A 12,461-nucleotide genomic window follows, 5' to 3' on the forward strand; every position below is an offset into this window, starting at 1 on the left:
TTGGATTCACCAGCAATACCCATGTTGGGTTAACTGCATCTCTTGCGTCCAAAGGTCAGGAAGGCCACGCCATCAACTATGAAATTAAGGGCAAATCTGTGATCGCCAAAATGTAGATGGACTGTGCTTGTATTCATGTTATTCATCGTAGACTCCTCCTTTTCCTGAACGATTAGGGATACCTGGGTTGATTGGTTAATAAGATCGATTGGATATAGTGTAAGTTAACATGGCGCGTAAAGTGCTGTCAATCCTTTTATATGGAAATATTAACTATAATTGTTCTTTCTCATAAGGATATTTATTGCGGACCTGCTGTATCGCCATCTAATCGCAGAACCGTATAATGCCTCCACTCCTCGGGCAGCAGGCGTTGATATTGAGGCTGGAGATAACGGTCATCCACCAGCATCAGTAGTCCGCGGTCCTGCTCCGAGCGAATCAGTCTCCCCCCGGCTTGCAGCACCTTGTTCATTCCCGGAAATACATAAGCATAATCATAGCCATGAAGACCCGCTGCATGGAAATAATCCTTGATGATATTACGCTCCAGACCCAGCTGCGGCAATCCTACACCTACGACCACAACACCTGTTAGACGATCTCCGACCAAATCGATCCCTTCCGAGAAAATCCCGCCCATCACGGCAAACCCTGCAAAGGCTTCCCGATTGTCTGCATCAAATGCGCCCAGAAAGCTATCGCGATCTTCCTCCGTCATGTCCGCCTGCTGCAAAATTGTTTTTCTATGGGGCGCTAAGGCTGTAAAAGCCTCATACACCTCGTTCATATAGGCATAGGAAGGGAAAAAGAACAAATAATTGCCTGGCTTTGTATCCAGCAATTGGCTTAGCAGCTGTGTGAGTGGCACTTTCGTACGTTCACGATCCTGATATCGGGTCGAGAGCGGTTGAATGTAGACGTCGAGCTGTTCTTTGGAAAACGGAGATGGGATCGATACCGTGTAATCTTCCTCGCCCGCTCCCAGCATTCTCATAAAATAAGCGAAGGGGGCCAGTGTTGCCGAGAAAAAGATATGAGAACGGTAGCCTTTGCCCATCTGCTGCAGCAGGTAGGAAGGGTCAAGGCAGAACAGTTTGATCTCTACCTCGCTTTTCGTGTATTCGGCGTAGGTTACAAAGCGTTCATCATATAGCTTGGCAATCCTTACAAAGCTCTGAGCGGCAAAATACGTATCCAGCAGCAGCGAATGGTCAGCCGTCCCTCCGTGGGAGGCGAGCTCCTTTTCCGCGTGGACAATAAAATGTTCCAACTCATCGAGCAGTGCCTGCGGAGGCTCCTGAGTAATTCGAACGGGTTCCGTGCTTTGTTTTCTGAGTGAAATGAACTGCTCATTAACGGCTTTTGCCGCTTTGCTGACGCTCGGACTAAGTGCCTTGAATTCCCTTTGAACGTTCAAAAAGTCCGATTTATGCAGCACACCTGAAAACATTTCCCGCGCCCGATCAACCAAATTGTGAGCTTCGTCGACAAGGATTGCCGTCTGCTTCTTCTGCTCGGCGAGCAGCCTTTTCAAGGATACACGTGGATCAAACACATAATTATAATCACAGATGATGACATCTGCGGCATAAGCAGCATCCAGTGACATTTCAAATGGACATACCCGATGCTTACGGGCATACTGCTCGATGATGGGCCGATTAATCAGTGTTTCGTGGGTTAACATATCGAGCAGCGCGCCATTAATCCGATCATAGTAGCCATCCGCGAACTCGCAATGCTCCTTCGTACACCTGACCTCATCCTTGAAGCATATTTTATCCTTGGCAGTCAGTGTCACCGTATGCATATGCAGCCCTGCTGTCTGCATAAGTGTAAAGGATTCCTCCGCTGCCGTTCTTGTCGTCGTTCTGGCGGTCACATAAAAAACACGCTGCAATAGTCCCATGCCCATCGCCTTGACAGCAGGAAAGATCGTCGAGATCGTCTTCCCTGTACCTGTGGGAGCTTTGGCGAACAGCTTGCTTCCCGTTTCTATCGATTGATACACAGCACCTGCCAGCTTGCGCTGCCCTTCGCGGTAAGCCTTAAAAGGGAATGGCAGCTCACGGATACTGCTATCCCTTTGCCGTACGTGCCGTTGCAGCATTTGTGCATAGGGGGCATACTGCCGGATCATCTCCTGCATATGCTGCTCAAGCTCCTCAAATGCTGCCTCCTTGACGAATCTTTTCTGCTGCTCGGTATCCACCTGTACATAGGTAAGCTGAACGCGCATCCGTTCCAGCCCCTGCGCACGCGCATACATGTAGGCGTAACATTTGGCCTGCGCCCAGTGGACCGGGAACATGTCCTCGGTTATGAGTGCGATGGACATCGCAGTCGATTTAATCTCATCAATCGTGTATGCAGCCTCGGACAGCAGCAGCCCGTCGCAGCGACCATCAATGACAAACAGGAGATCGCCATAAGGGATCTCCGTTGTCAGGTATACTTCCTTCAAGTCATGCTCGCCATACTGCCTTTGTATATGCTGATGGGCCTTCGTGCCTTCGGTCAGCGTGCTGACCGTCCGAAATCCGGAATCGATGCTTCCGCTGCGGCACACATATTCCACCAAGGCTCGTACCGCTATTTGTATGATCGGCAATGGAGGCTTAGTAGATATGCCCGGTGTAGGTACATCTTCAGAAATTGCTGGGTTCACGGGTGTTGTGGGCTGGGTCGGTTCGTTCCCTTGCATCGTATCACCTGTCCATTAATCAGGAATAGCAGTTCGAGGTAAATATCTATTCCGACTATACCACACATATGTTCGTATGGATAGCGGTGCTGGTTGCGCTTAACTTGTTCCCAGTGATTGACTTGTCCGTATAATTCGACTACCATAACTATAATCTTGGTAAGAAGGAGGTGAGCTCATGGGAAGATTCACTAAATTATTGCTGACTGCTATTATGCTTTGTCTGTGCTGCGTCGTGCCTTTTGGCTTGTCATTGGATCAGAGCGTTCAGTCCGAACAAGCACTGCTTGCAAGTATCGATCACAGTCTGCATTACGATGCCGTACTCAAAGAAAGTTCAAACCTCGTTTCTTCCCCTATGTCGATTTTTATATTCTTTTGCCTGTTGTTTATGATGATATATCCCTTGTTTCCCTCCCAATTGTTAATGCCTCATTTGTATGCATTCGCCGCTATGCTCAAGCGACTTCTACTTCTATTCCCCATTAAATATAAGTCCCGGTATGTAGGTGTGCTCCTTTTCTTCTAATCAAACTTAGAAAAAAGGAGAATTGTATATGAAAAAATGGGCCCGATTGTGTGGGTTATTTCTGTTTCTGGTTTGCATAGGTTCCCTCGTTGCTTCGACTACCTCTACGGTTGTCAGCCATATCAAGCTCGGATCGGATTTAAAAGGCGGCTTTGAGATCTTGTATCAGGTGGAACCGATCGATTCGCAGCAAGCCGTGAATGCAGATCTATTAATCGCAATGGAGCAAATGATAGATAAGCGCGTCAATATCAGCAAGGTAGCCGAGCCGGAGATTACGATTGAAGGTACAGATCGAATCAGAGTGAAAATTGCCGGAGCCGCCAATGAAGAGGAGCTTCGACAATTAATCGGAAAACCTGCTCACCTCACCTTTAAAAGTTCGTCGGGAGAACTGCTTATGGACGGACGGGATTTGGCCCCCGTTGGTGCGAGACTGAACTACGATAATCTCAACAGACCGGTTATTTCAGTGACTTTTGCCGACCCTGATAAGCTGGTACGAGCAACACAGGCCCATGTAGGGCAGCCGCTGATTATCGCCATGGATAATGAGGTTATCTCTTCTCCCCGCATTATGCAGCCTATTTCTGGCGGAACTGCGACCATCGAAGGTAACTTTACGACAGAATCTGCCAATGAGCTGAAGGAGCTGATCAACGCAGGCTCACTGCCTGCCAAATTGATCGAAAAACAGGTCGTATCCGTTAACGCTTCCCTTGGTGAAATGGCCTTACAGCATACGTTGTTTGCCGGTTTTCTCGCTTTTTTATTCATATGCATCTTTATGCTGGTCGTTTATCGGCTGCCGGGTTTTGTAGCCATCCTATCATTAGTCGGATTTATTTATCTATGTTTGGTTGTACTTGACTTCATGAATGCTGCTTTGACACTGCCCGGCATCGCGGGCTTTATTCTAGCTGTCGGTATGGCTGTTGATGCCAATATTATTACTTCCGAACGGATACAAGAAGAATTGCATGACGGAAAAAGTGTATTGTCGGCATTTCGCAAGGGACAGAAGGATTCGTTTGTAACGATTCTGGATGCTCATATGACTACGCTGATTGCAGCTGTTGTTTTGCTAAACGCAGGAAGCAGCTCGGTGCAAGGTTTTTCGCTGATTTTGATCATGACCCTTATTGCAAGCATGATTACCAACGTATTCGGCACGCGTTTTATTCTCTGGATCGTGCTGGGCACCGGATGGTTCAATCATATGGCATGGTATGGAATCCGAAGCAGCAACACCCGAAAAGCTGCAGCTACAATCTCTTGGGATATTGTAAAGGTGAAAAAATGGTTTTTGTATGTATCCCTGTTTATTCTGCTCTGCGGCACGGGGACCACTCTGGCTAAAGGGCTCACGCTTGGTGTGGATTTCAAATCGGGGACCCGGCTGGATGTCTATGTTGGTAAGCCTTTCGAGGTGCAGGCAGTAGCTGATATACTTCATACAAATGCTCCTGAATCGGAAATGAAACCCGTTACAAAATACGGTGATAGCAATCTATACGCCACAACTACGTTTGATCGGCCGGTTGCAGCAGACCGCTTAAAGGCGATGGAAGCCGATCTAAAAGCCAAATACGGGGATCAGGTCAGTAAACAGGATGTTACGGTGGACCCGGTGATCGCACAAGAAATGGTCAAAAAAGCAGGCTTGGCTTTACTCATAGCTTCGGGAGGCGTTGTTATCTACATGGCGATTCGCTTTCAATTGTCATTTGGTATTGCTTGTGTGGTCGCTCTGCTTCATGACGTACTCATTCCTGTCAGTCTATTCGCCTTCTTCCGGATTGAAATCGATCCTACCTTCGTTGCGGCCATCCTGACGATCGTCGGTTATTCGATTAACGATACCATCGTTATTTTCGACCGGATTCGAACGAATTTAAGAAGAACTCCGTCGTGGACCGTTGCAGATTTGGACGAGCTCGTCAATCGAAGCTTGTGGCAGACGATGCGTCGTTCGATCTATACGGTTTTGACTGTCTTTATTTGCGCCATGTCGCTCCAATGGTTCGCGGGAGAGGGGCTGCATTCTTTTTCCCTCGCTCTGATTCTTGGTTTAATAAGTGGAGCTTATTCTTCGATTTTCATTGCTGCACAGCTGTGGCTTGTCATTGTGCAACGGTACCCACGTTTATTAGATCCATTACGGCGTTCGAGTGTGAGTTAATAGGAGGCTAATTGTTAGGATTATGAATATGGACATGCTCGGATATGTGTATATTCATAGCGAATAGAATCATTGTGTACGAGCAAAAGGAGCTGCCGCGGCAGCTCCTTTTCGTGTATATGTGCATTGCTGCTCATAGCTACTTGCTTCATCCTCGGAGCACAGCCGCCTTTTACCCGAGCAGCTTTTGTCCTGGCTTCCAGTTGGCAGGGCATAAGCCACCGGCTTGCAGAGCTTGCAGGATACGAAGCGTTTCCTCGACACTGCGGCCCACGTTCATATCGGTGACGACTTGATAACGCAGCACACCCTCTGGATCAATGATGAACAGCCCACGGTGCGCAGAGCCTGTAGCTTCGTCCAGAATACCATAAGCGCGTGCGGTTTCCTTCGTAAAGTCGGAGGCGATTGGATATTGGATGCTGCCGATACCGCTTTGATCACGCGGCGTTTGTATCCAGGCACGGTGCGTATACACGCTGTCGACAGATGCACCTACGATCTCGCAATCCAGCTCGCGGAATGCCGCTGCATGATCACTGAAGGCGATAATTTCGGTCGGACATACGTAAGTGAAATCATAAGGCCAGAAAAAGAACAGCAGCCATTTGCCTGCATAATCCTCTAAAGCGACATTCTCCTCTAGAGTCGTTAAATTTTTGGTGGAGGGCAAATTAAAGCTTGGAGCTTTTTCCCCTATTTTGGCTTGCGATACGACTGGAAATTGCTGTGTTTGTATTGTCATTTGATGTTCCTCCTGATCGTTAATTTGGGTTATTTATTTGGTTGTATAGATGGTCGTGCACAAGCTTATTCTCCGGCTAATGCTTTTTTGATTCGTGTCGTGTTCATGCCGAGAATGGTGTGCTCACCGATGACGGTTACCGGTATGGAGCTCATCCCCATATTTTGCAACTCGTCAGCATATTGGTCGTTGGTTTCGACATTACGTTCTTCGAACGCGATATTTTGCTCGTTTAAATATTTCTTGAGCTGATTGCAATAAGGACAATGGTTACCGGTATAGACGATGACGTTCGCTGCAGCTGTGGACATAGTGTTTCACTCCTTGTATGGGGTCTCGTTTGACCCTTTATTAAATTTAGACTAAGTTTAAAAACTTGCTAAAAAAAGAATACCATTCAAGCAAGATAGCTGCATGAAGGTATAATGAAGGTATCGTGAAGGTTTCATGAAGAGCTTAATCGGTCAATCTGTAACCCACACCACGAACGGTAACAATGTATTGCGGCTGCCTCGGATCGTCCCCCAGCTTGTGCCGCAGGCTTTTGATATGCGCATCTACAGTGTTGCTGCCTCCAAAATATTGATCTCCCCACACCAGATCCATCATCGTCTGCCGTGACAGCACGCTGCCATCAGCACTGAGCAGCACCTTCAGCAAATCAAACTCGGTTTTGGTCAAATCAATACGCACCTCTCCACGGGATACAACCATCCGTTTCAAGTCCATCCTGATATCTTTGTGCTGCAATTGATCATTGCCACCGAATACGGGACGGCTGCTTGGGGCATCGAACGATTGGATACGCTCCACGAGAGCCTCCATCGATGAAGGCCACACAATGAAATCACTCCCAACCTGATTCGGTGGCGTTCCTTCACTGATCAGGGACAGCATCGGAATACCGCGCGCACGCAAATGCTGAATCTCTTCACCCGACATACTGCCCCGTGTCTGATCTATCAGCAGCAGATCGCCCTGCAGCAGATTGAGTGCGGAATCATCGGCATGGTGAAATAAGAGAACATCGTAGCATTTGACTGTCAGTTCCCCAACCAGGCTGTGCAGTGAGGCCGGCCATGGACTGATGATCATAATTCTTCGTGTGGTGACGCAAAAGTCTCCATCCATCGGGTAGTCTGCTGCTACCGATTGCTGTGGAATCGACTGCGAACTCGGACTCAATGGATAGGTTTGGTTGATATTTTGCATGCCGCACACACTCCTTTAAACAAATATTGCTGCTCTTGTATATCATAGCCGGTCTCTTCCGCTACACGGTGCAGCCACTCCTGCGGTGCATCGGTGAATACCTCATCGACCCGGCCACAGGAAACACAGACGATATGCTGATGATCTTCTGTTCGTGCGTCGTAGCGGCTGGAGTCTCCATCGAGCTTCAGCTCGCGAATCATCCCTTCGTCTGTCAAATAGCGAAGTGAGTTGTACACGGTCGCATAGGCGAACTGACAGCCGCGTTCCTTTAGCCTCTCCATCACATCGGCAGCAGTCGGATGATCTGTTGCCATCGTTACAATTTCCAGAATCGTCTTGCGCTGTATGGTCAGTGTTCCTTTTCGTGTCATCGCAAGCTCACCCTTTACCACTTATATTTAGATTAAGTTTAAATATAAATAGGGAAGAAGTCAATACATCGTTCCACATCCAGGCTGCTTACATAGAAAAAGCAATAACCCTCAACTACTCAGGATTATTACTTGGAGGTGCGAGCTATATAAGGAGGCTACTACAGGGTTGAGGGTATTATCAGAGGCTTATCCCCGCAGTACCGCCGTCCTTGTATCCCTTTTTAGAAATCAAAATTGTCAGGGTCGGGGCCTACTCGCTGGTTGAGATTCAATCCATCTATTCGCTGTATATCGGCATCTGTTAATTGAAAATCGAACACCGCGGCGTTTTCAACAATCCGATGAGCTTTGGTAGATTTGGGGATCGTCACAACACCGTTTTGCAGATCCCATCTGATCATAATCTGAGCGACGGATTTACCATATCGCGTGGCGATCTCCTGAAGATCAGGATCATCCAGCAGCTGCCCTTGCATTAAAGGAGACCAAGCTGCCAGTTGAATATCGTGCTGTCTGCAAAATGCTTGAAGCTCCTTTTGGGTTAACCGCGGATGGTATTCTACTTGATTCACCATCGGTTTGATGACTGCATCCTTCATCAAGTCCTCCAAATGATGGATCTGGAAATTACTTACACCAATAGCTTTCACTCGCCCTGCTTGGTACAACGTCTCCAGCGCTCTCCATGCCTCTTTATATTTACCTTGAACAGGCCAATGAATGAGGTATAAATCCAAATAGTCCAAACCGAGTTTATTCAGGCTATCTTCATAGGCAGCTATTGTTGCTTCATAGCCTAAATCAGCATTCCATACCTTCGAGGTGACGAATAACGCCTCTCTGGCAATACCGGATTTCTCAATCCCTTCCCTGATGCCTTGTCCCACACCAGCCTCATTGCCATAAATGGCCGCTGTGTCTATGCTGCGGTAGCCGTGCGCAATCGCTGTTTGCACAGCTTGAACCAGCTCCGGCCCTTCTTCTACCTTAAATACTCCAATCCCCAACCACGGCATTTCTGTACCGTTATGCAAAGTAATTGTATCCTGTAAGTTGTTCGTCATCTGGATAAACCTCCTAAGAGTTTTCGATAGAAAACTTACTTCGTAAGCATCTACTGAGTTGTGTGCTTAAATGATGGGTTATTCGATTACGGTTTGAGCCGCTTGAGCTTGTTGAACCTGCTGATCCTTTCGTTCCAGTGAACGACTCCACCCTGTCAGAAGCATAGCTGCAAAAACCATCACACCGCCTATCCATGCCGTATGGATAAGTCCTATAGAATCAGCGATCATCCCGCCGAGAAAGGAACCGAGGGCAATTCCAACATTAAACGCGGCGATATTGATAGCAGAAGCCACATCAACCACACTCGGTACAAAACGTTGGGCCAGCGTCACGACATACACCTGAAGTCCCGGCACGTTCATAAAAGCGAACAGTCCCATCACAAAAAGCGTAATTAAACCTGCTACCTTAAAGGGGGCCGTGAACGTCAGGATCACAAGCACCACTGCCTGTACAAGAAACATATAAAATAAAGCCTGAATCGGATTGCGGTTAGCCAGCTTGCCGCCAATCGTGTTCCCAATAGCTATCGCAATACCATAGACAAGCAAAATAATCGCAACCGTTTTTGCCTGAAAACCGGTTATCTCTTGCAGCAATGGAGACAGATAGGTAAACACTACAAAGGTTCCACCGTAACCAAGTGCCGTAATAATAAAGACAAGCAGTAACCGGCCATTCGTAACCAGCTTGACCTGATCGCGCAAGGTGGTACGCGCACCTTTTCTAATATCCGACGGAACCAGAATGCTGTTGGCCACCAAGGCTATAATGCCAATGACAACAATAATGAGGAAGGCAAAGCGCCAGCCAAATTGTTGTCCGATGAACGTTCCGAAGGGAACCCCTGTCACCGTCGCTACAGTAAGCCCTGTGAACATAATCGCGATCGCGCTGGCTCTGCGGTTTTCCGGTACCAAATCAGCAGCAATTGTAGCGCCAATCGACATAAAAATACCATGGGCCAACGCAGAAACGACACGCGCTGTTAGTAACACACCAATACTGCTAGCACCGACTGCTATACCATTTCCTATAATAAAAACGATCATAATCCATAACAATAACGATTTACGTGACATACTAGAGGTAAGTGCCGTCAATACCGGCGCTCCAAAGGTGACCCCTAACGCATATATCGAAACGGTTAATCCTGCTGTTGTCATAGATATCTGTAAATCTTCGGCTATGAGTGGCAGCAAGCCAACACTAATAAATTCAGTGGTTCCAATCGCAAATGCACTGACCGCCAAAGCCAGCAGCGCTAACGTGCTTCTTCTTTTATCCAGGACCATTTCATAACCCCCTATTCTTGTTGGATGTTGTAGCAGCAAGTCGACAAATGTTATTATGATTTATATGGACAATAATTAAAAGTACGTACTTTTAAGTTCTATAGGTACTAATAAGTACTATAGGTACTTTTAAGTACCTATAAATAAGGAGGATCACCATGCTGAAAAAGAAATATAATATTTCAGTCGAAGCGACCTTGGAGGTCATTGGCGGAAAATGGAAGTGCGTCATTCTGTGCCATCTCACTCATGGTAAAAAGCGCACCAGTGAATTGAAACGCCTGATGCCCGAAATTACACAAAAAATGCTCACCCAGCAGTTACGGGAACTAGAGGATGATGGGGTCATTACGCGAATTATTTATCATCAAATTCCGCCGAAGGTCGAATATGAGCTGAGTGAATACGGATGGAGTCTGGACAGTATATTAAGCGCACTGTGCAATTGGGGAGAAATTCATATTACAAAGGTTTACGGGGATAAATCGGCTGTATTGGAGGATAATATATTAAATAAATAACGGTTCAATTGAAATAGAAAACAAAAAACCACCCATCAGATCATGGTGTGGTTATCATTGTACAGTTTGTATAATAGTTTATTACGTCCTCCGGGAACGTTTCATCATATACACGACAGCACCGATTACAATCAATATGCTCACAATAATGGTAACTATTGAGGCTGTCCATGAAGAATTCGGGTTCGCCACATTCGCTGCCCCTGTTCCCCCAACACCCGATGGGGAAGATGTAACTGGCGCTGTTGGTGTTTCTCCTTTTGGTGGGACCGGCTTCCCCGACCCAGATGCCCCTTCTGATGCCGAAGGCTGAACAGGAGGTGTCACCCCTACCCCACTCGGGACAGGCTGTGGAGAAGGTTCCTTGGTAACCGGCACATTCAGACCATTCACATAGCTGCTGACACTTTTGATACCTTCGATCATGCTTCCTTTTGCCGCCATCGGTTTATATTGAAGATCAATAATCCCTTGTGCGTTACCTGCATCCGTGCTCGATACTGCCTTCGCTATCTGTTCATTATCATAAACCAGCTGGGCCGTGCCAGGCTTGTCAGTGACAACTAGCAGCAGCTGGTTGGCTCCCAGCTTCCATGTGTTATACACATCATTGCCAAATTGCTGAATCGCTTCCTCATCCAGACCTTTTGCTGTAACAACAACCAGCTCAAAGCTTTGATCCTGCAAGGTTTCACGCAATTGTTTGACCTGTTCGACAGTAAACAGTCCGGCAGGGTCTGTCACCGCTCCCGAGCGTTCAGGTACATTGACTGCGTACACCGTCTGGATGGATGAATTGAAAATAAAGACGAGCAGCAGCAGCACCAACAGTTGAATTGTTCTCATTCGGATTCCCTCCCCCATGGATTGCACAGCTTGAAATGTCTGTATATCCATTATTACCACAAACGGGATGCACACAAACAACAGCCCCACCATCCATGATGGCAGGGCTGTTGTTCGTACTGCTCGTGCTGCGCTTCCGCATCGTTATTCACCAGCTACACCAGCTGCTGAATCACAGCACCTTGCTGCAATGCCTCTTGACCTGTGCGATGCAAAGCATCAATCAGCTCGATTTGAAAAGCTCCCGGACGATCCGCACCGGACACAGCGACTGCTGCTTCTGCAGCAACTCCATAATAGGCCAGCGCTGCTGCTGAGGCTAGAACCAAATCGGGCTCAACCGCGGCAAAAGCACCAATAATCGAGCTTAAGAGGCAGCCTGTGCCTGTCACCTTCGTCAGCAGCGGTGTGCCATTGCTCACCTTATAGCTGATCTCTCCATCACTAACATAATCGTCTTTACCGGTTACAACAACGACACAGCCCAAAGTACGAGCCGCATGGGCAGCAAGCTCGGCTGCATTACCGTTGTCTGAACCTGCCGCATCTACACCTTTGATTGTCGATGCTTCCCCGATCACATTAGCGACTTCTGCCGCATTGCCTCTGAGTACAGAGACCTTCAGCTCCTTCATAATCAGCCGTGCAGATTCCGTACGGTAAGGTGTCGCTCCCGCCCCAACCGGGTCAAAAACTACAGGAACTCGATGCGCATTCGCTGATTTGCCTGCAATGAGCATAGCGCGAATCACCTTTTTATCCAATGTGCCCATATTTAACACAAGTGCTCCAGCGATCTTGGCCATATCCGCCACCTCCTGCTTGGCATAGGCCATAACCGGGGAAGCTCCAAGAGCCAACAGCCCATTGGCGGTAAAATTGGTGACAACCACATTCGTAATATTGTGAACAAGCGGATTGTTTGCCCTCACCTTGTCCAAAACTTCAATGACCTGCTCGATATGAATGCTCAATTCCC

Annotated in this window: 12 protein-coding genes; 3 read left to right on the top strand and 9 right to left on the bottom strand. The window is 47.6% G+C overall.

Annotated features, from left to right (window positions below; translation table 11 throughout):
* Positions 1–301: 301 nt before the first annotated feature.
* Positions 302–2,614, bottom strand: coding sequence for an ATP-dependent DNA helicase (locus LRL21_RS09645; RefSeq protein WP_240415809.1), 2,313 nt, complete (start codon positions 2,612–2,614; stop codon positions 302–304).
* A gap of 271 nt (positions 2,615–2,885) precedes the next feature.
* Between LRL21_RS09645 and LRL21_RS09650 the strand changes: the two genes are divergently transcribed.
* Both LRL21_RS09650 and secD read left to right on the top strand, forming a co-directional pair.
* The gene (locus LRL21_RS09650; protein ID WP_240415572.1) at positions 2,886–3,236 is read left to right on the top strand and encodes a hypothetical protein; all 351 of its coding nucleotides are present in this window, start codon (positions 2,886–2,888) and stop codon (positions 3,234–3,236) included.
* 28 nt (positions 3,237–3,264) lie between these two features.
* Positions 3,265–5,418: a protein translocase subunit SecD gene (secD, locus tag LRL21_RS09655; protein ID WP_240415573.1), complete on the top strand. Its 2,154-nt coding sequence runs from the start codon at positions 3,265–3,267 to the stop codon at positions 5,416–5,418.
* Between the two features lie 172 nt (positions 5,419–5,590).
* Here the strand turns inward: secD and LRL21_RS09660 are convergent, their stop codons facing one another.
* The 6 genes from LRL21_RS09660 to LRL21_RS09685 form a co-directional block, all read right to left on the bottom strand.
* Entirely contained in the window at positions 5,591–6,163 is a 573-nt protein-coding gene (locus LRL21_RS09660) for a peroxiredoxin (protein ID WP_240415574.1), read from the bottom strand.
* A 65-nt stretch (positions 6,164–6,228) separates the two neighbouring features.
* Positions 6,229–6,474 (bottom strand): glutaredoxin family protein, encoded by a 246-nt coding sequence (locus LRL21_RS09665; RefSeq protein WP_240415575.1) that lies wholly within the window; start codon positions 6,472–6,474, stop codon positions 6,229–6,231.
* 145 nt (positions 6,475–6,619) lie between these two features.
* Positions 6,620–7,375 carry a winged helix-turn-helix domain-containing protein gene (locus LRL21_RS09670; protein ID WP_240415576.1) on the bottom strand — a complete coding sequence of 252 codons (756 nt, stop codon included), beginning with the start codon at positions 7,373–7,375 and terminating at the stop codon, positions 6,620–6,622.
* Complete coding sequence (locus LRL21_RS09675; protein ID WP_240415577.1) at positions 7,345–7,749, bottom strand: Fur family transcriptional regulator; 405 nt, start codon at positions 7,747–7,749, stop codon at positions 7,345–7,347. The genes LRL21_RS09670 and LRL21_RS09675 overlap by 31 nt, the downstream gene beginning before the upstream one ends.
* A gap of 224 nt (positions 7,750–7,973) precedes the next feature.
* Positions 7,974–8,816, bottom strand: a complete 843-nt coding sequence (locus LRL21_RS09680; protein ID WP_240415578.1) for an aldo/keto reductase — start codon at positions 8,814–8,816, stop codon at positions 7,974–7,976.
* Positions 8,817–8,894: 78 nt separating this feature from the next.
* Positions 8,895–10,115, bottom strand: a complete 1,221-nt coding sequence (locus tag LRL21_RS09685; RefSeq protein WP_240415579.1) for an MFS transporter — start codon at positions 10,113–10,115, stop codon at positions 8,895–8,897.
* A gap of 158 nt (positions 10,116–10,273) precedes the next feature.
* Between LRL21_RS09685 and LRL21_RS09690 the strand changes: the two genes are divergently transcribed.
* Complete coding sequence (locus tag LRL21_RS09690) at positions 10,274–10,636, top strand: winged helix-turn-helix transcriptional regulator (RefSeq protein WP_076235835.1); 363 nt, start codon at positions 10,274–10,276, stop codon at positions 10,634–10,636.
* An 81-nt stretch (positions 10,637–10,717) separates the two neighbouring features.
* Here LRL21_RS09690 and LRL21_RS09695 read toward each other — a convergent pair whose 3' ends face one another.
* Positions 10,718–11,482, bottom strand: coding sequence for a TPM domain-containing protein (locus LRL21_RS09695; protein ID WP_240415580.1), 765 nt, complete (start codon positions 11,480–11,482; stop codon positions 10,718–10,720).
* A gap of 155 nt (positions 11,483–11,637) precedes the next feature.
* On the bottom strand, positions 11,638–12,450 hold the full coding sequence (thiM, locus tag LRL21_RS09700) for a hydroxyethylthiazole kinase (protein ID WP_240415810.1): 813 nt from the start codon (positions 12,448–12,450) through the stop codon (positions 11,638–11,640).
* Between the last annotated feature and the right edge of the window lie 11 nt (positions 12,451–12,461).

It is taken from the genome of Paenibacillus periandrae (assembly GCF_022458865.1).
Taxonomy (GTDB): domain Bacteria; phylum Bacillota; class Bacilli; order Paenibacillales; family NBRC-103111; genus Paenibacillus_S; species Paenibacillus_S periandrae.

Coding starts and splice junctions, on each gene's coding strand:
- LRL21_RS09670 (WP_240415576.1), bottom strand. CDS start 7,375: ATGCAAAATATCAACCAAACCTATCCATTGAGTCCGAGTTCGCAGTCG.
- LRL21_RS09685 (WP_240415579.1), bottom strand. CDS start 10,115: ATGGTCCTGGATAAAAGAAGAAGCACGTTAGCGCTGCTGGCTTTGGCG.
- LRL21_RS09675 (WP_240415577.1), bottom strand. CDS start 7,749: ATGACACGAAAAGGAACACTGACCATACAGCGCAAGACGATTCTGGAA.
- LRL21_RS09680 (WP_240415578.1), bottom strand. CDS start 8,816: ATGACGAACAACTTACAGGATACAATTACTTTGCATAACGGTACAGAA.
- LRL21_RS09690 (WP_076235835.1), top strand. CDS start 10,274: ATGCTGAAAAAGAAATATAATATTTCAGTCGAAGCGACCTTGGAGGTC.
- LRL21_RS09665 (WP_240415575.1), bottom strand. CDS start 6,474: ATGTCCACAGCTGCAGCGAACGTCATCGTCTATACCGGTAACCATTGT.
- LRL21_RS09660 (WP_240415574.1), bottom strand. CDS start 6,163: ATGACAATACAAACACAGCAATTTCCAGTCGTATCGCAAGCCAAAATA.
- LRL21_RS09695 (WP_240415580.1), bottom strand. CDS start 11,482: ATGAGAACAATTCAACTGTTGGTGCTGCTGCTGCTCGTCTTTATTTTC.
- LRL21_RS09650 (WP_240415572.1), top strand. CDS start 2,886: ATGGGAAGATTCACTAAATTATTGCTGACTGCTATTATGCTTTGTCTG.
- secD (WP_240415573.1), top strand. CDS start 3,265: ATGAAAAAATGGGCCCGATTGTGTGGGTTATTTCTGTTTCTGGTTTGC.